This window comes from Bacillus sp. BK450 (assembly GCF_004364885.1).
Classification (GTDB): Bacteria; Bacillota; Bacilli; order Bacillales; family Bacillaceae; genus Bacillus; species Bacillus safensis.
The window spans coordinates 357,675-379,339 of record NZ_SOBQ01000002.1; the positions used below are offsets into that span (position 1 = coordinate 357,675).

At 41.9% G+C, this 21,665-nt stretch carries 21 protein-coding genes; 2 read left to right on the forward strand and 19 right to left on the reverse strand.

Annotated elements, in window-relative coordinates:
* Positions 1-34: 34 nt before the first annotated feature.
* From artM to EV579_RS06990, 4 genes are all read right to left on the reverse strand, one after another.
* A complete protein-coding gene (gene artM / locus EV579_RS06975; protein WP_024422918.1) occupies positions 35-757 on the reverse strand; it encodes an arginine ABC transporter ATP-binding protein ArtM in 723 nt (240 codons plus the stop codon).
* Positions 750-1,406 (reverse strand): arginine ABC transporter permease ArtQ, encoded by a 657-nt coding sequence (gene artQ, locus EV579_RS06980; RefSeq protein ID WP_133744182.1) that lies wholly within the window; start codon positions 1,404-1,406, stop codon positions 750-752. The genes artM and artQ overlap by 8 nt, the downstream gene beginning before the upstream one ends.
* Positions 1,407-1,520: 114 nt before the next feature.
* Positions 1,521-2,285: a transporter substrate-binding domain-containing protein gene (locus EV579_RS06985; RefSeq protein WP_024422920.1), complete on the reverse strand. Its 765-nt coding sequence runs from the start codon at positions 2,283-2,285 to the stop codon at positions 1,521-1,523.
* 195 nt (positions 2,286-2,480) lie between these two features.
* On the reverse strand, positions 2,481-2,918 hold the full coding sequence (locus EV579_RS06990) for a BrxA/BrxB family bacilliredoxin (protein WP_024428021.1): 438 nt from the start codon (positions 2,916-2,918) through the stop codon (positions 2,481-2,483).
* 170 nt (positions 2,919-3,088) lie between these two features.
* On the opposite strand from EV579_RS06990, the gene EV579_RS06995 reads away from it, so the two are divergent.
* Positions 3,089-3,982 (forward strand): YegS/Rv2252/BmrU family lipid kinase, encoded by an 894-nt coding sequence (locus EV579_RS06995; RefSeq protein ID WP_133744183.1) that lies wholly within the window; start codon positions 3,089-3,091, stop codon positions 3,980-3,982.
* Positions 3,983-3,996: 14 nt separating this feature from the next.
* Here the strand turns inward: EV579_RS06995 and EV579_RS07000 are convergent, their stop codons facing one another.
* From EV579_RS07000 to EV579_RS07040, 9 genes are all read right to left on the reverse strand, one after another.
* Positions 3,997-4,290, reverse strand: a complete 294-nt coding sequence (locus EV579_RS07000; protein WP_024428019.1) for a YesK family protein — start codon at positions 4,288-4,290, stop codon at positions 3,997-3,999.
* 65 nt (positions 4,291-4,355) lie between these two features.
* A complete protein-coding gene (locus EV579_RS07005) occupies positions 4,356-5,612 on the reverse strand; it encodes a dihydrolipoamide acetyltransferase family protein (RefSeq protein ID WP_133744184.1) in 1,257 nt (418 codons plus the stop codon).
* A 19-nt stretch (positions 5,613-5,631) separates the two neighbouring features.
* Positions 5,632-6,615 (reverse strand): alpha-ketoacid dehydrogenase subunit beta, encoded by a 984-nt coding sequence (locus EV579_RS07010; RefSeq protein ID WP_122631084.1) that lies wholly within the window; start codon positions 6,613-6,615, stop codon positions 5,632-5,634.
* Between the two features lie 12 nt (positions 6,616-6,627).
* Positions 6,628-7,620 (reverse strand): thiamine pyrophosphate-dependent dehydrogenase E1 component subunit alpha, encoded by a 993-nt coding sequence (locus EV579_RS07015; protein WP_122631085.1) that lies wholly within the window; start codon positions 7,618-7,620, stop codon positions 6,628-6,630.
* Between the two features lie 17 nt (positions 7,621-7,637).
* On the reverse strand, positions 7,638-9,062 hold the full coding sequence (gene lpdA / locus EV579_RS07020; RefSeq protein ID WP_133744185.1) for a dihydrolipoyl dehydrogenase: 1,425 nt from the start codon (positions 9,060-9,062) through the stop codon (positions 7,638-7,640).
* Positions 9,052-10,173: a butyrate kinase gene (gene buk / locus EV579_RS07025; RefSeq protein WP_024428016.1), complete on the reverse strand. Its 1,122-nt coding sequence runs from the start codon at positions 10,171-10,173 to the stop codon at positions 9,052-9,054. Before buk ends, lpdA begins: the two co-directional genes overlap by 11 nt.
* Before the next feature lie 33 nt (positions 10,174-10,206).
* The gene (gene bcd / locus EV579_RS07030; protein ID WP_003215658.1) at positions 10,207-11,301 is read right to left on the reverse strand and encodes a branched-chain amino acid dehydrogenase; all 1,095 of its coding nucleotides are present in this window, start codon (positions 11,299-11,301) and stop codon (positions 10,207-10,209) included.
* Between the two features lie 26 nt (positions 11,302-11,327).
* Positions 11,328-12,221, reverse strand: a complete 894-nt coding sequence (yqiS, locus tag EV579_RS07035) for a phosphate butyryltransferase (RefSeq protein WP_024422929.1) — start codon at positions 12,219-12,221, stop codon at positions 11,328-11,330.
* Between the two features lie 124 nt (positions 12,222-12,345).
* Positions 12,346-14,418: a sigma-54 interaction domain-containing protein gene (locus EV579_RS07040; protein WP_133744186.1), complete on the reverse strand. Its 2,073-nt coding sequence runs from the start codon at positions 14,416-14,418 to the stop codon at positions 12,346-12,348.
* Positions 14,419-14,567: 149 nt separating this feature from the next.
* Here EV579_RS07040 and EV579_RS07045 point away from each other — a divergent pair, with 149 nt between their 5' ends.
* Positions 14,568-14,804 (forward strand): DUF2627 domain-containing protein, encoded by a 237-nt coding sequence (locus EV579_RS07045; RefSeq protein WP_024422931.1) that lies wholly within the window; start codon positions 14,568-14,570, stop codon positions 14,802-14,804.
* Positions 14,805-14,840: 36 nt separating this feature from the next.
* Here the strand turns inward: EV579_RS07045 and EV579_RS07050 are convergent, their stop codons facing one another.
* From EV579_RS07050 to recN, 6 genes are all read right to left on the reverse strand, one after another.
* Positions 14,841-15,578 carry a glycerophosphodiester phosphodiesterase gene (locus EV579_RS07050; RefSeq protein WP_133744187.1) on the reverse strand — a complete coding sequence of 246 codons (738 nt, stop codon included), beginning with the start codon at positions 15,576-15,578 and terminating at the stop codon, positions 14,841-14,843.
* Positions 15,579-15,805: 227 nt separating this feature from the next.
* Complete coding sequence (locus EV579_RS07055) at positions 15,806-16,906, reverse strand: Rap family tetratricopeptide repeat protein (protein WP_073206243.1); 1,101 nt, start codon at positions 16,904-16,906, stop codon at positions 15,806-15,808.
* Positions 16,894-17,091, reverse strand: a complete 198-nt coding sequence (locus EV579_RS07060) for a hypothetical protein (protein WP_024422934.1) — start codon at positions 17,089-17,091, stop codon at positions 16,894-16,896. Before EV579_RS07060 ends, EV579_RS07055 begins: the two co-directional genes overlap by 13 nt.
* Positions 17,092-17,362: 271 nt before the next feature.
* Positions 17,363-18,166 (reverse strand): sporulation transcription factor Spo0A, encoded by an 804-nt coding sequence (gene spo0A / locus EV579_RS07065; RefSeq protein ID WP_024422935.1) that lies wholly within the window; start codon positions 18,164-18,166, stop codon positions 17,363-17,365.
* 285 nt (positions 18,167-18,451) lie between these two features.
* The gene (gene spoIVB, locus EV579_RS07070; RefSeq protein WP_025092993.1) at positions 18,452-19,729 is read right to left on the reverse strand and encodes a SpoIVB peptidase; all 1,278 of its coding nucleotides are present in this window, start codon (positions 19,727-19,729) and stop codon (positions 18,452-18,454) included.
* A gap of 198 nt (positions 19,730-19,927) precedes the next feature.
* Positions 19,928-21,661 (reverse strand): DNA repair protein RecN, encoded by a 1,734-nt coding sequence (gene recN / locus EV579_RS07075; protein ID WP_133744188.1) that lies wholly within the window; start codon positions 21,659-21,661, stop codon positions 19,928-19,930.
* Positions 21,662-21,665: the final 4 nt, after the last annotated feature.

Sequence of the window (21,665 nt, forward strand, 5' to 3'; positions counted from 1 at the left end):
AGAAGGAGATGTTAAGTCTCCTTCTCTTATTTCTTTATAATATTTTTTGTAAAAAGTCTTTTGCGCGCTGTGAAGACGGTGATTCAAAAAATTGCACAGGGTTTGCATCCTCTACAATTTTCCCATCATCCATAAAGATCACGCGGTCAGCCACTTCTTTTGCAAAGCCCATTTCATGTGTGACGATGACGAGTGTCATTCCAGATTGAGCCAGCTCTTTCATGACTTCTAATACTTCCTTGACCATTTCTGGATCTAGAGCAGACGTTGGTTCGTCAAACAGCATAATGTCTGGTGTCATCGCAAGCGCACGCGCAATCGCTACACGCTGCTTTTGACCGCCTGACAGACGGTTCGGGAAATCATCTTTCTTCTCTAAAAGCCCTACCTTTTTGAGCAGGTCTTCAGCTTGCTTGATGCTGTCTTCCTTCGATTGATTCTTCACATTCATTGGCGCATACGTGATATTTTCCAGCACCGTTTTATGCGGGAACAGATGGAAATGCTGAAACACCATTCCGATGTTCTCACGCACTTTTAGTGCATTCGTTTTTGGATTGGTGATTTCGGTGTCCTTAATCGTAATGACACCAGAAGTCGGCTTTTCAAGTAAATTCATGCAGCGGAGGAACGTCGATTTTCCTGAACCAGATGGTCCAATAACCGCAACAACTTCCCCTTCTTTAATGGTGGTGTCGATCCCCTTTAAAACTTCGTTTTTACCAAAAGATTTTGTGAGTTTCTCTATTTTAATCATTTGATTTTAACTTCCTTTCCACCGATTTGCCGACAAAGGTGAGAATAAGCACGATGACATAATAGATAAGACCCGCAAAAATAAGCGGTTCAAGATAATTATACGTGACGGCCCCTGCTTGATAGGCTCGTCTCATGACATCACCCAGTCCGATGACTGTTACAATCGCTGATTCTTTTGTCAGTGTAATCGTCTCATTCACAAGTGCAGGTGAAATATTTTTAAACGCCTGCGGAAGCAATAAGTCCTTCATCATTTTAGCATAAGGGATGCCTAAAGCAACGGCTGCTTCTTTTTGACCTTTATCAATGGCATTAATACCCGCACGAATAATTTCAGATACGTATGCCGCCGAGTTGAGTGAAAATGCCGCTACAGCAGCCCAGTATTGGTCGATTTGAAACCCAAGAAGCTGAGGCAGACCAAAATAAATAATGAGCAATTGAAGCACAAGCGGTGTGCCTCGGAAAATTGACGTATAAAAATCTGCAAGCCAAATGAGCGGTTTAAACACACTAATTTTACAAAGCGTTAATAAAATTCCTAAGATAAATCCAAGTAAAAGGGATACCACTACTATAGAAAGCGTGACCTTAAGTCCTTCTAGAATAAAGGGCATCTGAGGTATTACATCTTTAAAATCAAACATGACATTCTCCTTTTTTCTGCCTTCATACAAAACAGGAAAAAAGTTCAACATGAGTTGAACTTTTCAGCGCTTTTCTACTTGATTTTCTGGAATGACGCTGATCCTTTTCCTGACTTACTTTTCATCAGCAAACCATTTTTTAATTAATTTATCAAGTTCGCCATTATCTTTCATTTCTTTTAATGATTTATTGAATTTCGCTGTTAAGTCGCTGTTTTTCTTGAATGCAATGGCTGAACCTTCGTTTGAGCTGTTCAATCCAAATGCTTGGAAGTCTTTTTCCTTTTTTAAGTAACCAGCAGCTACTTTATCTTCAATAATTGCTGCATCAAAACGGCCTGCTTTAATCTCTTGAATGATATCAGAAATTTTATTACGGTCTTCAACTGTTAGGTTATATTTCTTTTGCAGTCCATTCGCTTCATCCTGTTGAATAGAACCTAATTGAACGCCGACTGTTTTGTCTTTTAAATCTTTCTCTGCCTTAATACCGCTAGATTTCTTTGATACAACCAAGTTTTTAGCATTGTAATAAACATCAGAGAAATCAACTTGCTTTTTACGTTTTTCTGTAGGTGTCATTCCTGCAAGGACAATATCAGCTTTGTTTGTTTTGAGGGCTGATACAAGGCTAGCAAAGTCCATATCTTGAATTTCTAGCTTGTAGCCGTTCTTTTTCGCTAGTGCTGTTGCAAGATCTACATCAAAACCGACAATTTTATCTCCGTCTTTTGATTCAAATGGCGGATAATCTGCTGATGTCGCCATAACGAGTGTCTTGTCATCTCCTGATGCGTTTGAATTATTAGAAGAAGTTCCGCATGCTGCGAGTGCAGCTGCAAGACCAGCTGTCATAAGTAATAATAACCACTTTTTCATATGATGATGCCTCCCAGTATTTAAAATCATGTATTGATTTGAATATTTATTCACTATAATGTATTTTAAACACTTTCTTTTTAAGATGCAATAGTATTTTGCTAAAATTATTTTGATTCTATTGTCTTATAAAACAAAAAGCAGACCGATCTAAAGACCGGACTGCTTTATATTTATTCAACCAAAAGTCATATGTTAGATTTCTTCGCAATGCTCATCAAAAGCCGCTTGTAGTTTTGACACGACTTCCATTGGCTCGTGCCCTTCAATTTCATGACGCTCGACCATTTTGATGATTTTTCCATCTTTTAATAAGGCAAAAGATGGTGAAGATGGCGGGAAGCCTTCAAAGTATTCACGGGCTCTTGCTGTTGCCTCTTTGTCCTGCCCAGCAAACACTGTCAGCAATTGATCTGGACGCTTATCGTAATGAACAGAATAGCCGGCAGCTGGTCTTGCAATACCACCTGCACAACCGCATACTGAATTCACCATGACAAGTGCCGTTCCTTTTTTAGTCAGTGCTTCGTCTACTTCTTCAGCTGACGTGAGCTCAGTGTAGCCTGCCTGCTTAATTTCTTCTCTCGCTTGTTTCACAATATCATTCATAAATAAATTAAAATCAATATTCATGTCCGTCCACTCCTTTTGCGTACCATAACCATTTTAACTCCATCATATCAAGGAAAACGCCTGCGGGCAAATGTGTTGTCTTTTCCTCCCGCCTCTTTTTCCGAACATCGTTTATGAGCTGTCAAATTGGGGAAAAGTGATGATAAAGAGATGAAAGGGAGAACTGCGTGATGGCACAATTCAAAAAAGCGATGCTCATTTATAATGGAAATGCTGGACAAAAAAACATGGAAAAAACACTCGGTCAAACAGTGCCTCTTCTTTCTATACATATTGATGAACTCATTTTGAAACCAACAAAGCAGCCAAATGATGCTTATAATTTCTGCCGTCAAATTGATGAGACGGTGGAATTGCTCATTATATTAGGCGGAGATGGTACCGTGCATGAATGCATGAACGGCATTGGCGGTTTAGAAAAAAGGCCCACTGTAGCGATATTACCAGGCGGGACATGCAATGATTTTTCTAGAACACTAGGTATTCCTCAACAAATGCAGAAAGCCGCTCAAATGATTGTAGACGGCAAAGAGAAAAAGGTCGACTTAATCAAAGCAGAAGATCGATACGTGTTAAACTTTTGGGGAATTGGGCTGATCGCAGATACGTCCAACAATATTAACGACAAGGAAAAAGCCGTACTCGGCAAAATCAGCTACTTCACAAGTGCGCTGCGCACCTTGCAGCAAACAGATCCTTTTCACGTACGTATTGAGACAGAAGAGGAAAGCTGGGAAGAGGAAGCCGTCATCGTTCTTGTCATGAATGGACATTTTATCGGTACAAATAAAATTGATTTGCCTCATTCAGCCATTGATGATGGAAAAGCAGAAATCTTAATTTGCAGAAATACGAGTTTCTCTGCTTTAAAAGAAATCTTCTCAATGAACCGGGAGGAGCTGGAGGATTTCACCGGCGATCTGTCTCTCATTCAAGCGTCCAGTATTCATATCCACACAAAAGAGGAAATGGATGCTGATACAGATGGTGAGGTTTATATGACAGCCCCTTCTTCTTTAGAAGTGTTAAAACAGCATTTGACCTTTATTGTTCCAGAGGAATAAAAAAACGCCCGACATCATTTTGATTCGGGCGTTTTTTTGATATATCGTCTGTATAAATATTCAAGTGCATATCCGAGAAGCGTCCCGGCGAGAAGTGATATTCCTAAAAAGCTATTGGCTGCTCCTTTAAATCCGCCGACAATCAGCAGACAGTACACGATTTGAATGATTGAAACGATCGATATGATAAGCAGTAATCGTTCAGGATGATTGCGTGATTTAGAAATGTACCGCAGAAAAGCGAAGGCAATCGCTGTGATAAACATGAGACCAATCGTTAGAAAAGCAAAAAAATCTAGTCCAGACATATCATCGCTCCTTTCTCCTAGATGTGGAAATCCCCCTCTCATGCCGGGAGGGGGAAAATATTGTTTTAATAAACAGATGTCTGCTCGTCGATGCCTTCAAGGATTTGTTTAATTCGCTGAAGGAATCTGCCGCATACAAGACCATCTAGTACTCTGTGATCTAATGAAAGACAAAGATTGACCATGTCCCTTGCCGCAATCATTCCGTTTACTATCATTGGACGCTTCACGATCGATTCTACTTGTAAAATCGCCGCTTGCGGATAATTAATGATTCCCATAGATTGTACTGAACCAAATGATCCTGTGTTGTTGACAGTGAATGTACCGCCTTCCATATCACTTTGCTTGAGCGTTCCTTGTCTCACCTTAGACGCCAGCTCATGAATTTCTTTGGCGATGCCCTTAATGGTCTTTTCATCCGCATCCTTAATGACTGGAACAAAAAGCGCGTCATCTGTAGCGACAGCAATCGAAACATTGATTGCTTTCTTTTGCACAATTTTATCTCCGGCCCACATGCTGTTCATTTCAGGGAATTCCTTTAAAGCCTGAGCCACTGCTTTGACAAAGAACGCAAAGAACGTTAAGTTAAAGCCTTCTTTTGCTTTAAACTGATCCTTCAGCTGATTTCTTCTTGTCACTAGATTTGTCACATCGACTTCCATCATCGTCCAAGCATGCGGAATTTCATGTTTGCTTCTCAGCATATTGGCCGCAATTGCCTGACGGATCGGCGTGACTGGCAGCTCAACATCACCAGGCATAGAAGGGACGGCAGGTGCCGCTTTTGCTTGAGAAGACTGCACAGGCTCCGGTTGAACGGCACGTTCATTGACAGGTGCTGTCTTCTCTTTAACGCCGCCGTTTTCAATGAGCTGCAGCAAATCTTTTCTAGTGATTCGGCCGCCTGCTCCCGTACCTTGAACAGCCGCTAAATCGATGCTATGCTCATCTGCTAAACGAAGAACGGCTGGAGAATAACGTTTCTTTTGACTTTGATTCTCATTTGTTTGATCTGCTTCAGGCGCTTCGCTTTGCTCAGGTGCTGCTTCTTCTTTCACACTCTGCTGCTCGCTTCCTTCTATCTCAATTTCACAGAACACTTCTCCTACTTGCAGCGTTTCGCCTTCCTCAGCCGATAGCTTTGTAATCGTTCCTGTAAAAGATGACGGGACTTCTGCGTTCACTTTATCCGTCATGACTTCCGCAATCGGATCGTATTTATTCACATGATCGCCAGGTGAAACGAGCCATTTGCTAATGGTTCCTTCTGTTACACTTTCACCTAGCTGAGGCATTTTCATTTGTTCAATTGCCACTTTGAAACCCTCCTCTTTCTTAAAACGCCGCCAGCTCTCTCATTTCAGCTTCTACCTTATCCGGGTTGACCATGAAGAATTTCTCCATTGTCGGCGCATAAGGCATTGCCGGAATATCTGGTCCAGCAAGACGTTTGATTGGTGCGTCTAAATCAAATAAGCAATGCTCCGAAATGATCGCCGCAACCTCACTCATAATGCTGCCTTCTTTTGTATCTTCTGTTAACAGAAGCACTTTACCTGTTTTAGAAGCCGCTTCTATAATCGCTTCCTGATCAAGCGGGTACACTGTTCTCAAATCGAGAATATGAGCGGAAATGCCGTCTTTTGCAAGGCGGTCTGCTGCTTGCAGCGCAAAATGGACACAAAGGCCATATGTAATGACCGTGATATCATCGCCTTCACGCTTCACATCTGCTTTTCCAATCGGAAGAGTGTAATCCTCTTCAGGCACTTCTCCTTTAATCAGACGGTATGCACGTTTATGTTCAAAGAACAATACAGGATCTGGATCACGCACTGCAGCCTTTAAAAGACCTTTGACATCATAAGGTGTAGAAGGCATCACAATCTTCAAACCAGGCTGGTTAGCAAAAATAGCTTCGACCGATTGTGAATGATAAAGTGCCCCGTGTACTCCACCCCCGTAAGGTGCGCGGATGACCATTGGACAGCTCCAATCATTATTTGAACGGTATCTAATTTTTGCAGCCTCTGAAATGATTTGGTTGATTGCAGGCATAATGAAATCCGCAAATTGCATTTCTGCAATTGGGCGCATTCCATACATCGCTGCCCCAATACCTACACCTGCAATGGCTGATTCTGCAAGAGGTGTATCCATGACGCGCGCTTCTCCAAATTGCTCGTAAAGACCCGCTGTCGCTTTAAATACGCCGCCTTTTTTCCCGACATCCTCTCCGAGCACAAACACTTTCGGATCTCGCTCCATTTCTTCTTTCATCGCCAGTGTAATAGCGTCTATATATGATATAACAGGCATTTTTCTTCCCCCTTACTCCGCATACACGTAACGAAGTGCGCTTTCTGCCTCAGCATAAGCCGCGTTTTCCGCTTCATCAGTAGCTTCGTTTACGATTTGCATGATTTCTTTTGTCATCTCTTCTTTCATTTCAGAAGTCATGACGTTTCCTTCGATTAAATACGTTTCATATTGGATGAGCGGATCTTTCTTTCTTGCTTCGAGCACTTCTTCTTTTTCTCGATAGCTTGAATCATCGTCATCACTTGAATGCGCAGTTAAACGGTAAGAGATTGTTTCAATCAATGTCGGGCCTTCGCCTCTAGCCGCACGGTCTCTCGCCTCTTTGACAGCAGCATATACTTCAAGCGGATCATTTCCATCTACAGTGACACCAGGCATCCCATATCCAATCGCACGATCTGAAATGCGTTCACAGGCTACTTGTTTGTCATATGGCACGGAAATCGCATACTTATTGTTTTCACACATGAAAATAACAGGCAGTTTATGCACAGCAGCAAAGTTTGCGCCTTCATGGAAATCACCTTGGTTTGATGAGCCTTCACCGAACGTGACAAAGCTGACAAAGTTTTTCTGCTCTAATCGTCCAGCAAGGGCAATTCCCACCGCGTGAGGAACCTGCGTTGTTACAGGTGAAGATCCGGTCACAATTCGATTTGCTCTTTGCCCAAAATGCCCTGGCATTTGTCTTCCGCCTGAGTTTGGATCGTCTTGTTTTGCGAAACCAGACATCATTAAATCTTTTGCTGTCATCCCAAAAGCAAGGACAACCCCCATATCACGATAGTAAGGTAAGACGTAATCTTCTTCTCTATTAAGAGCAAATGCAGCGCCGACTTGCTGCGCTTCCTGCCCTTGACAAGAAATGACGAATGGAATTTTCCCGGAACGGTTTAAAAGCCACATCCGTTCATCGATTTTTCTCGCTAGAAGCATTGTTCTGTATATATCAATTGCTTGTTCATCTGATAATCCTAATTCCTGATGACGCATGTTACTCATCATGTTTCCCTCCTTGATTAAAAATGGATCGCCTTCCCGTCAACAGCAAGGGCTGCCTCACCAATCGCCTCTGATAAGGTCGGATGCGGGTGTATCGTCTGCCCCACTTCCCACGGGGTTGCATCAAGTACTTTGGCTAATCCAGCTTCAGATATCATATCTGTTACATGAGGACCAATCATATGAATTCCTAAAATATCATCTGTCTTTTGATCGGCAATGATTTTGACGAATCCATCAGACTCCCCGTACACAAGCGCTTTTCCAATCGCCATAAATGGAAATTTCCCTATTTTGACTTCAAAGCCCTGCTCTTTTGCGGCCTGTTCAGTGAGTCCAACACTTGCAGTTTCTGGGTGAGAGTAAACACATTTAGATACGAGCGTTTCATCGAGCGGCTTTGGATCTTTTCCAGCCATATGTTCTACAGCAATCATACCTTCGTGTGAAGCGACGTGTGCCAGCTGAAGCCCGCCAATGACATCTCCTATTGCGTAAATATGCGATTCTTTCGTTTGATAATGTTCATTCACGACAATGCCTTGTTTTTCGGTTTGGATGTCCGTGTTTTCAAGACCTATGCCTTCGATATTAGGTACTCTGCCGACTGAAAGAAGGAGTTTTTCCGCTTCAAACGTCTGAATGTCTCCATCCTTTTCCGCTTGAATTGTCACGAGATTTTCCTGCTTTTCTACGCTATCTGGCAGTACCTTCGCATTAGTCACAAAAGTGATGCCTTTTTTAGATAATAGCTTTTCCATTTCTTTAGAAATGTCATGATCCTCTGTTGGCAAAATGCGGTCTGCAAACTCAAGCACAGTGACGTTCACACCAAAATCATTGAGCATGGAAGCCCACTCGATTCCGATCACTCCGCCCCCCACAATCAGCATTGACTGCGGAAGCTCTGGCAGTTCAAGTGCATCATCTGAAGTGAGGATGTGTGTTCCATCTGCTTCAAGCCCTGGCAGCACACGCGGTCTTGATCCTGTCGCGATGATGACCTGCTTTGGAATGAGCATTTCATTTTCCTCTCCATTTGCCATTTCTACGGAGATCGTTCCTGGCATTGGCGAAAAGATAGATGGGCCAAGAATACGGCCGATCCCTTCATATACATCAATTTTTCCTTGTTTCATTAAATGTTTGACGCCGCCTGCTAGTTTTTCGACCATCTCTGTTTTTCTTTTCTGCACATTGGCAAATTGCAAGGCAACGCCTCCTGCCTCAACACCAAAATCAGCTGCGCGTTTGACGGTTTGATAAACTTCTGCACTTCTGAGCAGCGCTTTAGACGGGATGCAGCCTTTATGAAGACATGTTCCGCCGAGCTTTTCTTTTTCTACAACTGCTGTTTTCAATCCAAGCTGTGAGGCACGGATGGCCGCTACATAGCCGCCTGTGCCTCCACCAAGAATGACGAGGTCATATTCAGTTGCCATGACTTGTCACTCCTTTCTTTTCCTGTTGATCATTTGGGTATTCTTTCGGTGATTCTTCTTCTTTTAAAATACGAAGCGCACCTTCTGCTAACGATTGCAGCTCATTTTCACCTGGAAACACAACAACATCTGAAATCCAGTCAATATAGCCGCGAATACTTGACGTAATTTGTTTGCTATACGCAAGTCCGCCTGTTAATACAATGACGTCAACTGCTCCTTTTAAGACAGCGCTAGCCGCACCAATTTCCTTGGCAATCTGATAGCACATCGCTTCATAAATGAGCGCCGCCCGCTCATCACCCGCTTCAATCATGCGTTCCACTTTCACAGCGTCTGTCGTGCCAAGATAGCCAGCAAGCCCGCCTTCACCAATAATGCGTTTGAGCATTTCTTCTTGGGTATACTCCCCCGAAAAACAAAGATTCACAAGATCACCTGTCGGCAGGGTTCCCGCACGCTCTGGGCTGAAAGGACCTTCGCCATGCAGACCGTTATTCACATCGATGACTTTTCCTTTTTCATGAACACCAATGGTAATACCGCCGCCCATATGAGTAATAATCATGTTCAAATCTTCATAACTTTTTCCAAAAGAAGCCGCTGTTTTTCTTGCGACCGCTTTTTGATTTAATGCATGAAAAATGCTTTTTCTTTCGATCGTTGGCAGCCCTGAAATACGAGCAATTGGTTTTAGTTCATCCACTACAACTGGATCGACAATAAAAGCTGGGATATTCAGGCCAAGTGCAATTTCTCTCGCGATGATTCCACCGAGATTGGATGCGTGCTGGCCGGCATATCCTTCTTTTAGGTCTTCCACCATTTGCTCATTGACTTCATATGTGCCTCCTTCAATCGGACGAAGGAGACCGCCGCGCGCACAGACTGCATCAAACTTTGAGATATTCATCCCCTGTTCATGCAGTGTTTTCAAAATGGTTTCTTTGCGGAAAGAAAATTGATCAATGATATGAGGAAACTGCTTTAATTCCTCATCTGTATGTCTAAGTGTCGTTTCAAAAATAGACCGTTCATTATGAAACACACCGATTTTTGTTGAAGTAGAGCCAGGATTAATCGTGAGAATACGCCATTCTTTTGTCAGCAAAAACAAAACCTCCGTTTCAACTCATTCTTCAAATTAGCGACGGCTTAAAATATGTTGACCATTTTGCAAGAATTGACTTCTTGATTTGCGCATTCTTTCAATTCGCTCTTCAGCCAATCGGTCTGCCGCTTTATAAGTTGGAATGGCATCACGGTTTGAAATTTCAATCACACGTTCAATATTTTGATAAATGCCTTCGACTTTTTTCATCGCACGATCTGCATTATAGCCATAAAGCTCATCAGCCACGTTAATCACACCGCCTGCATTGATCACATAGTCAGGAGCATATACAATACCCATCTCATGGATAAGGTCTCCGTGATGCGTTTCTCTTAGCTGGTTATTTGCAGCACCTGCAATCACCTTTGCTTTTAACTTAGGAATGGTCACATCGTTAATGGTTGCACCAAGTGCGCACGGTGCATAAATATCACATGCTTGATCGTAAATATCGTCAGGGTCGACTGCTTTTGCGCCAAAGTCTTCAACAGCACGTTTGACAGAGTCTTTGTTGATATCTGTGACAATGAGTTGCGCGCCTTCTTCATGCAGATGTTTACACAAGTTGTAAGCGACATTTCCTACGCCTTGGACGGCAATTGTTTTTCCTTCTAATGAATCGGTCCCAAATGCAGCTTTGGCAGCGGCTTTCATCCCTTTGTATACACCGTAAGCAGTGACGGGAGACGGATTTCCAGAAGAACCAAATGCAGGAGAGATCCCTGTGACAAAATCGGTTTCTTCATGAATGAGATCCATGTCTTCTACCGTTGTACCGACATCTTCTGCTGTAATATAGCGGCCATTCAGCCCTTGAATATAACGTCCAAATGCACGGAACATTTCTTCATTTTTGTCTTTTCTCGGATCACCGATGATGACCGTTTTTCCGCCGCCAAGATTAAGTCCTGCTGCTGCGTTTTTATAAGTCATTCCTCTTGCTAGACGCAGTGCATCCTCAATGGCTGCTTCTTCGTTTTCATACGTCCACATTCTCGTTCCGCCTAGTGCCGGCCCAAGTGTTGTATCATGAATCGCAATAATGGCTTTTAAACCAGACTGCTCATCCTGACAAAATACAAGCTGTTCATAATCGTATCGTTCCATATATTTAAAAAGTTCCATTGTGTTATTCCTCCTATTGCTTCCGCTTAATTTGATGTACAGATGGCAAGCGCAATTGAATAAAGCTTACTTTCAGCTGAATCAGACCGGCTTGTTAAAGCAATCGGCGCCTTCGCTCCTGCCACCACAGCTCCCACCTTCGCATGTGCAAAGTAGATGAGAGATTTATAAAGAATGTTTCCTGCCTCAATTGTTGGCACAAGCAAAATATCTGCATGGCCGGCTACATCACTTGTAATATTTTTATGAGAAGCTGCCGTTTGAGAAATGGCATTATCTAAAGCAAGAGGCCCATCAATCAGGCATCCAGAAATTTGCCCCCGCCGGTTCATTTGCGCAAGACTTGCCGCAGTCAAAGTTGAATCCATTGCCGGATTCACGACCTCCACCGCAGAGAGCACTGCAACCTTTGGCATGTCGTTTCCGACAGCTTGTGCTACTTGAACAGAGTTGATCGTAATCTCTTTCAGCATATTTAAATCGGGCGCGATGTTCATCGCAGAATCCGTGACATAAATAAAGCGGTCAAAGCCCGGTACTTCAAATGCCGCAACATGCGATAGGACACTTGTCGTCCTGAGCCCATATTCTTTATTCAGTACCGCTTTTAAAAGAACGGCTGTCGGGACATGCCCCTTCATCAAAATATCTGCATGCTTCTCACTCACTGCCTGAACGGCAATTTTGGCAGATTCTTCGGGAGAATCTGAATGAATAATATCGATCCAGTCCTCATTGATTTCATGCTGCTTCACTAGCTCCTTCAGGTTGCGTTTGTTCCCAACCAGGAGAAAGCGAGCGACCTTTCGCTTAATTGCCATCTTGATGGCATGAAGCACTTCTTCGTCTTCTGCATGAGCCACAGCCGCCGTTTTGTTCTGCAGCTGGGCGGCTTTCATAATCAGATCGTCAAGCTTCATATATGCCCACCTTTCCTTGTGCTCGGTTCATGTTTTATATGCAAGTTCCGTGCCAGTTTGAAATGCAGTGAATATGAGGCAATTCGCATGACATTCGTGCAATCTTTTGCAGGTTACATGCATTTTATTGCATGCTATCTTTTGCAAGTTGATATTTGTCCATTTTATAGTAAAGGTTCCGAATACTGATCCCTAACGTTTTCGCTGTTTTCGTGCGATTGAATTGATGCTTTTCAAGGGTTTGTTTAATCAGCTGCGCTTCAAATGCCTCAACAGCATCCGAAAGCGTCTCTCCCTCAAATTGACTGACAGTCAGTTCCTGCTGCTCTTTTTCTTCCTGATCTTCTGACTCCATGAAAGAAATATGCCCTTCATCAATCCATTCTTCTTGCGGGTTCAAAAAGATCATGGCTCGTCCAAGTACATTTTCAAGCTCTCTTACGTTTCCTGGCCACTTATATGATCGCAGTCTATTAAGTGCCTGTTCCGTTAACCCGCTCACGTTCCGTCCATAGTCTAAATTGATCTTTTGGATGAGACGTTTGCTTAACGAGTCAATATCCTCAAGGCGCTGCCTTAGCGGCGGGATGGAGATCGGGTATCTGTTCATTCGATAATATAAATCTTCTCTGAACTTTCCTTCCGCCATCGCTTTTTCAATATTGACATTTGTCGCCGTGATCACACGAACATCGACCGGTATAGCCTTTGTTCCGCCTACCCTTACTATTTCTTTCTCCTGCATCACACGAAGCAGCTTCGCCTGTGTACTTGGCGTCATTTCGCCAATTTCATCTAAAAAAATGCTGCCTTGATTCGCCTCTTCAAACAGCCCTTTTTTCCCGCCTCGCCTTGCACCAGAAAACGCTCCTTCTTCATAGCCAAAAAGCTCTGACTCTAAAAGGGTCTCAGATAAGGCTGCACAGTTGACCCGTACAAAGCGATTATATTTCCGGTCACTTTCATTATGAATAGCGTGCGCAAACAGCTCTTTTCCAGTGCCTGATTCTCCCCGGAGTAAAATGGTGGCTGGCGTTTTCGCGCCTAGCTTCGCCTGCTCTAGCGCCACAAGCATTTGCTCACTCTCTCCAATGATGTCTTCAAATGTGTACTTTGCTTCAAGTGTACGGATGAGCTGCCTTGCTTTATTTAATTCATTTGTGAGTGATTGAATTTCTGATACGTCATGAATGACCCCGACACTGCCTTTTAAAATGCCATCAACAATGACTGGCGCTACGTTGACAATCACATCTTTTTTATTCGGTCCGACTTTCATTCTGACGCCTCGAACGGGTCTTCTTGTTTCAAGTACCTTCAAATGCATGCTTTCCCCTTCAGAAATATCTGCACCTGCTGGCTTCCCCACAACTTCTTTATCTGTTAATCCAGTCATTTTCGTATAAGCCCGGTTGATTAAGATCCCTTTTCCCTGCTCATCAACAACTGATATGGCTTCATCCGACGATTGAATGATCGCCTCCAGCATCGTTCGCACTTCTTTAAGATTGGTTACTTCCTCCGCAAGCTCAACGGCATCTGTAATATCTTTAAAGATGGATAAAGCACCTAGCATTCTCCCCGCGTCATCAATAATTGGCAAACGCGTTGTAACAATTTGTATTTGCTGATTCAGAAATTGTTTTTGATTAAATTCTGGCTCTCTCGATCTTAAAATGTCGGGAAGCTTTGTATTTGGGATCACTTCTCGTATATGACGGCCAATCGCATCTTTTTGCGAACATCCAACCATTTTGGCCGCTGATCGATTAAACAGGACGACTTCTTCATTCATGTTTATAAAAATCATCCCGTCGTTCGTTGCATTAAAAATGCGGTCATGCTTATAGGTTTGTTCCTTTAACATTTGGATTAGCTGCTGTTTTTCTGACATTAATTCTGATATCACGTAAGCCATTGAACTTGGAACAATGACTGCGTGCTCTGGCTTTTTTTCAATTAGTTCTTTCAGCACTGCTGAACTGCCTGTTGTTTCGATGATGATATCAATGTCATCTTTTATGTATTCTTTCCAATCCGTTGTCGTATCAATTCCATTTTTTTTCGCTTCTACCATCCCCGGTGCCTCAAGATCAAGGTCGGCAATCGCAATGATTTGAATCGTATTTGTTTTCAGCAATGTTTCAAGCAATGCTGATCCACCCTGTCCTGCACCGACAATCAAGACTCTCTGCATCCCGTTACCCCTTTATATGAAAAAATTTGCACACCATATTTTTCCGTTGCAAAAAATTGCACAACTCTTATATTACCACGTTTTCCTTTCTTGACAAAATATTTTTTGAATTAGACAATGGAAGTAAATGACGTTTAAGGGGACATTTGATGGGGAGAATACTTGCACTAGTGATTATTTTAATACCTGGCGCGCTTGCAGCACTTGGGATTAAGCTGCTGCGCGACACTGTTTTCGGCATCATCATTGCACCATTTCCATATTTATGGCTGCAAGGAATTGCAGGGTTGTTATTTTTAGGGGGAGGTCTTTATGTAGTGGCTGGCTTTATTTTATATAGAGACCGTAAACGAAATAAAGTGACTGCTCGCTTTAAGCAGAGATAAAACGTGAAAAAAGACCCGCTGATTTAGAGCAGGTCTTTATTTCATTTCTTCTCTTATTTTTACGGCTCGGTCAGGAAAATCAGTAAAAATGCCATCGACACCTAAGGAAAACATGTTTTTCATTTGCTTTTCACTATTTACTGTAAACGGCCTGATCACTTGCTGAGATGCATGAAGAGCTGCCACAACCTCTTTGGTCACGCCGGCACCCTTGATATTTGGATGGTAGCCCCTTGCTGGTACTGTTTTTATATACATCTCCGGCTGATGAATCACATCCATTGTGAGAACCGCAAGTTCAACATGCGGCATCAGTTTGTGAAAAAGAGCTAAACTGCCGTGATGAAACGATGAAACAAGTACACGGTCTTCTATTTGAAAATGCTCGATTTGTTTTTTTACTTTCTCTTCGATCCCCGGATATCGATAAATGGAGTTTTTTAGTTCAATATTGATGATCATTGATGATTGCTGCGTCACTAGCTCTAATACTTCCTCCAAAAGAGGAATGGATACAGCACCGGTTTCTTCGTAGAAAGAATGACTCGCATCTCCCGCTTTTAATTCTTCATATGTATGGTCTTTCACTAAACCTTTCATGTTCGTTGTTCTGTTCAGTTTCTCATCGTGAATGACAGCAAGTCTGCCGTCTTTCGTCAGCTGAACATCCAGCTCAATTCCGTCAGCTCCCGAATGGAGTGCATGCTCGAAGGCTATCATGGTGTTTTCAGGATAAATGCCTTTAAAGCCTCTGTGTGCAAAAATTTTCGTCATAGGTCACCTCTAAATATGATGCTTCCTTACATTATGACGTGTCTTTTTTCGTTTTTCCAGTTTTGAGCGCATAAAAAAACCTCTTCTGATTCATGCGAAGAGGTTGACAGATAAATTCGATCACGTAATCGCTCTGATGGCTTGCTCTGTCGTCTCTGCGTCAAGAGCAAAAAGGGAAGAAACAACTGCGACTGCTGTAACAACGGTTACACCTAACAACAACTTTTTCATAAGATAACCTCCACTTTCTTTTGAAGTATTTGTGCATCGAATTTCTTTTCAAGAAAACGAATGGCATTTTGATAATCATTTCGTTCCTTGAAGTATTTCGATATTTGTTCAGACAAATCCTCAAGCTCCACATATAATCTATTTTTTTCTATGTAGTCTAATTTTTCTGAGAATACGTCTGCTGCCCCACTATTCTCGCACATCAAATCCAAAATTTCAAATTTTACTATATATTCATTATTTTGGATATTGCAACTATACAAAATACCCTCTTTAATATATTCCCTCGCCTCTTGATCTCCTAAATGAACCAAGGCATTGGCCAGAACATATAAAGATTGGATGTAATAATGGCTATTGTCACGATGAATTTGAATGCCCATTCCTTTTTTGGCATAATGTGCGCTTTTTTCATAATCATGCTTTGCATAATAAAGAACCGCTAAATTGTGATAGCATTTCCCAATCAGCACTTCATTGTTAATGCGCTTACTTTTCTCAAGTGCTTCTTTATACTTTTTCTCTGCTTCATCGAATTGAAACAAATCAATGCAATTACTTGCATGTAAAATTAAGCTGTCAATCGCCTGCGCTGTGTACTCTTCATGCGCTTTGAATGTATCGATGGCTTTTTTAATATGATTAATGGATATGAAATTTTGTTTCAGTTCGTAATAGATCGAAGCAACCTTATGGTGAAAAGTTCCTACTTCCAGGTCTTCATTCACACGTTTTAGCCGCTGTTCTGCAATTTTGTAAAAGCTAATGGCTTCATCATACTTTTTCACATATGCAGCATATTGGCCTTTGTAAAAGTAAAAATAAAAATTAATAATGTCATCTGCCTTCTCATCGAGCGTTCCGACACTTTTCATAATTTGATTGGCTTTTTCGATATTTCCAAGTAACATTTCATGTCTGCCGTCAACAAGCTGATAATAAAGGAGAACTTCACGGTCTTCATCTGTATTTTTTAGCAAATTCTGAATTTTCTCTTTATAGACAGCAGATTTTTCTAAGTCATTCTGAGAAATGACCCTCGTCCACTTGCTAATTTCGTTCGCTACCTCAGCAGAGTGGATTTTCAGCTTTCCCATAACCTCACCCTCTTCTTTTCATTATTATAGCATAGTAAAAGAATGTGAAAATTATTAAATTCGACAATGGGAATATTCAGTTCAAATGGCACAATCTCTAAGAAGCCAGTGACTTTAAAACGCCAACCAATCAGGTCAATAGAAATAGAACTTTCGATCTCGTTTGCTTTAATTACCAAATCCATGAGACCTTTTCCTCTCATCCTTTTTCTTACGAATGAGCGTTTTCTTCTTCTATTTTGAAGACTTCATGATCGATTGGCGCAGCTGATTACCACTACTTTATGTCTTTTTTATTTTTTTCATGCTTTATTTTTCATTTTATTCTGAAAATAAAGCAGCCCGTTTGTCCAATTTAAACATTAAGATGATTTTATCAACCTAACCAATTTTTGACAACATGCTTCAAAATAAAAAAACGTCTCAATGAAGAAACGTTTTTTCATGAAAAAGATACTAGCTTGCTCTATGCTCTAATCGCAAACGATCAGCTACCATGGCAATAAATTCTGAATTGGTTGGTTTCGCTTTTGACATGCTGACAGTATAACCAAAGAGTGAGGAAATGGAATCAATGTTTCCTCTGCTCCAAGCGACTTCAATGGCATGACGAATCGCTCGTTCTACCCTGCTGGCAGTCGTGTTAAATTTCTTTGCAATGTCTGGGTACAACACTTTAGTGATGCTTCCCAGAAGCTCAATGTCATTGTACACCATAGAAATTGCTTCTCTTAAGTATAAATAGCCTTTAATATGGGCGGGCACGCCAATTTCATGAATAATGGTCGTAATGCTCGCATCTAAGTTTTTACGTTTCGGTTCAGGTTTGTTACGAAGAACACTGTTTTGGATTGATGAAGAGCGATGGGTAACTTGTGTGCCGTTTCCACTGACTTGACGAATATGACCTACTAGGTTTTCCATATCAAATGGCTTTAAAATGAAATAGGATGCGCCCAAATCAACTGCTTTTTTCGTGACATCTTCTTGTCCAAATGCCGTTAGCATAATCACACTTGGCTGTTTTGTCATTTCATTGTTTTCACGGAGGCGTTCTAGTACAGCAAGACCGTCTAAATGAGGCATAATAATGTCTAAGAGGAGAACGTCGGGCTCTTTATCTTTAAATAATGTCAGGCATTCCTGACCATTATACGCCACGCCAAGTACTTCCATATCTTCCTGTCCCTCAATATACTCTGTCAAAAGGCCAACAAGCTCTCGATTGTCATCAGCTACACACACTTTAATTTTCTCCACGTTCTTTCCTCCCCAATGTCGATTCCTTTAGTCTTTTGCATTTCTCTTCTGAGTGTTCAATTCGACAAAACCATGCTATCCCCTTTAAAAAACTTTAATTTTCCGAATAATAGAGCATTATCTAGCTTTTTCTACGTTTTTCTTAACGAATCGACGATTATTGCAATTTGACAACATGCTTTTTTCCATTTTGTCGAAAAATCTCTTTTTCCTTATTTTATAACATGATGGAAGAGAAAGAAAGGGTAGAAAAAAACTGCCGGAAGATTCACGGCAGTTTGATGATTAGCTTGCTTTTTTGTTTTTTTGATAAAGGTCGATTCCTGCTTCTGACAGCATCCATTCAATGTGTACACCGTACCCACTTGTCGGATCATTGACAAATACGTGTGTGACAGCTCCAATGACTTTGCCATTTTGGATGATGGGGCTTCCGCTCATTCCTTGGACGATTCCGCCCGTTTTGCTTAAGAGCCGCTCATCTGTTACCTTCAATACCATTCCTTTAGTTGCTGGGAATTTCTGCGGTGTTGTGCTGACGATTTTAATATCAAACTTCTCCACTTTATCATGATCCACAACGGTTAAAATTTCTGCTGGGCCTTCTTTTACTTCATTTGATAAAGCGACTGGAAGTGGTTTATCTGCTACATGATTTTCAAGCTTTTCGGTTAACGTACCAAAGATACCAAAAGGGCTGTTGCGGGAGATATCTCCTATTGTTTTTCTTTCGGAAGAGAATCTCGCCAATTTTTCTCCAGGATTGCCTCCTGTGCCTTTTTCAATCGATGTCACGGTTGATCTAACAATTTCACCATTGTCGACAACAATTGGTTTTTTTGTATCCATGTCAGAAATGACATGCCCAAGGGCACCATATTTTTTAGATGAAGGTTCAAAAAAGGTCATCGTGCCGATTCCTGCTGCAGAATCACGAATGTAAAGACCAATTCGATAGATGCCTTCACTTGCATCTTTTGCGGGTGTTAATGTTGTTTGAAAGGTTTTATGATCTCTCTTTATGAGCAAACGAAGCGTTTCACCCGTTTTCCCTGCTTTCTGAATAAATGGGGTGAGGTCATTCATTTTCTCCATTTTTTGACCATTGATTTCAATGATCATATCCCCTGATTGAATGCCTGCGGCTTCACCTGGTGATTTTTTGCCGTCTGCTGTTGTGATTTGATGAAAACCTACAACGAGAACTCCTACAGAGTGGAGCTTGACGCCAATGGATTGACCTCCAGGAATGACTTTTAATTCAGGGAGAACGTCAACTTTTGTTTTCTTAATAGGAAATCCTTTAAAATCATAAACAATTTCGGCTTTTCCCGCCTTTTGTCCTGTAATATCCAGCTGATTCTTTTTCTCTGAAAGGCTAAAGGCTGGTGAAGAAGCATTGGCTGACGCTTCAATCGATGTGTCAATTGAGTGCTTCTGTTTTTCAAATACAGCAACATTTGTTGGAATGCTGATGTATTCCTTCACTATGCTCATAAACCCTGTACTTATTAAAGAAACAAGGAGAATCACACCAATGGCTTTTCTCATCTTTTCGGGCATTCATTTTTCACTCTCCTCGCTCCTTACCCACACCAGAACACTCATGTTTTGGCTACATCTTTACTTTTGCCTTCTTCGAGAGGATTTATAACCGGCAGCTTTAGAAAATGATTGGATAAATTGATAAAAGAAAAAGACGATTTTACGGGTATATACGCCGACTTTTACACAACATAAAAAAGGCAGCTGATGATTCAGCTACCCTGTTGTTTTGACATCATTTGCTTGGTGCAATAGTTCTTTTGCATGCTGTTTTGTCAGCTCAGTCACTTCCACACCGGCAATCATCCGGCCAATTTCACTTACTTTTTCTTCATGACTTAATGGTTTGACACTCGTCAGTGTTCTGCCCGCTTTCGAGCGTTTCGAAATGAAGAGATGTGTGTCAGCCATTGCGGCTACTTGAGGCAGGTGTGTAATACAGAGCACTTGTGATCCAGACGCAACTTTGTAAATTTTCTCAGCAATGGCTTGTGCGACTCTGCCGCTGACGCCTGTATCAACTTCATCGAAAATAATGGATGTGACGTCTTGTTTAGCTGAGAAAATACTCTTCACAGCGAGCATGACACGTGAAATTTCTCCACCTGAGGCTACTTTCGATAAAGATTTCATCGGTTCGCCTGTATTTGTAGAAATGACAAATTGTGCTTGATCGATTCCATTTTTCCCGAGCTGCACAGGTTTTCCGTCTAATAGCGGACAATCGGTGCTGCCAAATGGCGCATATCGAACAGAAAAAGCTGTGTCAAATGATGACTTCTCCATATACAAATCCTTGAGCTCTGTTTGAATTTGCTTCGCTAGCTTTTTAGCCCATTTTTTACGCAGCTCCGAAACGTTAAGTGCTTCGAGCAGGGCATCACGGCTCATCGCATCTAATTTATTTTTGAGCGTCTGCAGATGGCTGTCTCGATTTTGGATTTGATCTATTTCTTCTTCAATCTTCGCCGCATACTCCAAAATTTCCTCAACGGTTGTGCCGTATTTTCGTTTTAGCTGCTTCATTTCATTCAGCCTAGATTCAATAAAATCAAGACGAGCCGGATCGAATTCTAATTGATCCAGCATGCTTCGCATTTGGAAGGTTGAATCCTCTAATAAGTAGTAAGAGTTCGACACTTGTTCAGATAGCTTTTTCAAATCATCGTTGATCTCAGACACCTGCTCAAGCTCGCTTGAGGACATACCAACCCAATCTAGTCCTCCTTGCTCATTACGCAAGGCGTTATACGCGTTTTGGAGTGAGGAATAGATTTTTTCGTAGTTACTGATTTGATGTCGCTCTTCCTGAAGCTTCTCATCTTCTCCCGGCTCTAATTGTGCCGCCTCAATCTCCTCTATCTGAAATTGCAGTAAATCTAAGCGGTGCACCATTTCCTGCTCATTCTCAGACAGCTGCCTTAGCTTTTGAGCCGTCTTCATATATTGATCATATGCTTCTTGATACTGCATGAGAGCCGGTGCAATGTCTTCTGCTCCAAATTGATCGAGCAAATGCAGATGATTTTCATCTTCCATGAGCAGCTGGTTATCGTGCTGTCCATGTATATCAAGCAAAAGCCGTCCTACTTCCCGTAAAAGTGAGATGGTGACAAGCTTTCCATTAATCCGGCAAATGCTTTTCCCGCTGTTATTAATATCACGGCGGAGGATCATCATTTCATCTGATGCGTCAATTCCCTGCTCTTCGCATAGAGCAAATACAGGGTGATCGGCTGGTACAAGAAAAAGCCCTTCCAGCTCTGCCTTTTTTTCACCGTAGCGGACAAATTCAGAGGATCCTCTTCCTCCCACGAGAAGTGAGACAGCGTCAATCATGATGGATTTTCCGGCACCTGTTTCCCCCGTTAGAACCGTGAGTCCTTTTTCAAATGAAACCGTTAACTCTTCAATGATTGCAAAGTTTTTAATGGTTAGTTCTGCTAACACTCAT

Bases quoted from the DNA above. Each gene is read 5' to 3' on its own strand.
- EV579_RS06985 (WP_024422920.1), bottom strand. From the start codon at position 2,285: ATGAAAAAGTGGTTATTATTACTTATGACAGCTGGTCTTGCAGCTGCA.
- EV579_RS07055 (WP_073206243.1), bottom strand. From the start codon at position 16,906: ATGGGAAAGCTGAAAATCCACTCTGCTGAGGTAGCGAACGAAATTAGC.
- EV579_RS06995 (WP_133744183.1), top strand. From the start codon at position 3,089: ATGGCACAATTCAAAAAAGCGATGCTCATTTATAATGGAAATGCTGGA.
- bcd (WP_003215658.1), bottom strand. From the start codon at position 11,301: ATGGAACTTTTTAAATATATGGAACGATACGATTATGAACAGCTTGTA.
- EV579_RS07040 (WP_133744186.1), bottom strand. From the start codon at position 14,418: ATGCAGAGAGTCTTGATTGTCGGTGCAGGACAGGGTGGATCAGCATTG.
- yqiS (WP_024422929.1), bottom strand. From the start codon at position 12,221: ATGAAGCTTGACGATCTGATTATGAAAGCCGCCCAGCTGCAGAACAAA.
- EV579_RS06990 (WP_024428021.1), bottom strand. From the start codon at position 2,918: ATGAATATTGATTTTAATTTATTTATGAATGATATTGTGAAACAAGCG.
- artQ (WP_133744182.1), bottom strand. From the start codon at position 1,406: ATGTTTGATTTTAAAGATGTAATACCTCAGATGCCCTTTATTCTAGAA.
- EV579_RS07050 (WP_133744187.1), bottom strand. From the start codon at position 15,578: ATGACGAAAATTTTTGCACACAGAGGCTTTAAAGGCATTTATCCTGAA.
- artM (WP_024422918.1), bottom strand. From the start codon at position 757: ATGATTAAAATAGAGAAACTCACAAAATCTTTTGGTAAAAACGAAGTT.
- EV579_RS07060 (WP_024422934.1), bottom strand. From the start codon at position 17,091: ATGGATTTGGTAATTAAAGCAAACGAGATCGAAAGTTCTATTTCTATT.
- EV579_RS07010 (WP_122631084.1), bottom strand. From the start codon at position 6,615: ATGCCTGTTATATCATATATAGACGCTATTACACTGGCGATGAAAGAA.
- EV579_RS07000 (WP_024428019.1), bottom strand. From the start codon at position 4,290: ATGTCTGGACTAGATTTTTTTGCTTTTCTAACGATTGGTCTCATGTTT.
- lpdA (WP_133744185.1), bottom strand. From the start codon at position 9,062: ATGGCAACTGAATATGACCTCGTCATTCTTGGTGGAGGCACAGGCGGC.
- spoIVB (WP_025092993.1), bottom strand. From the start codon at position 19,729: ATGCCCGAAAAGATGAGAAAAGCCATTGGTGTGATTCTCCTTGTTTCT.
- EV579_RS07045 (WP_024422931.1), top strand. From the start codon at position 14,568: ATGGGGAGAATACTTGCACTAGTGATTATTTTAATACCTGGCGCGCTT.
- EV579_RS07015 (WP_122631085.1), bottom strand. From the start codon at position 7,620: ATGAGTAACATGCGTCATCAGGAATTAGGATTATCAGATGAACAAGCA.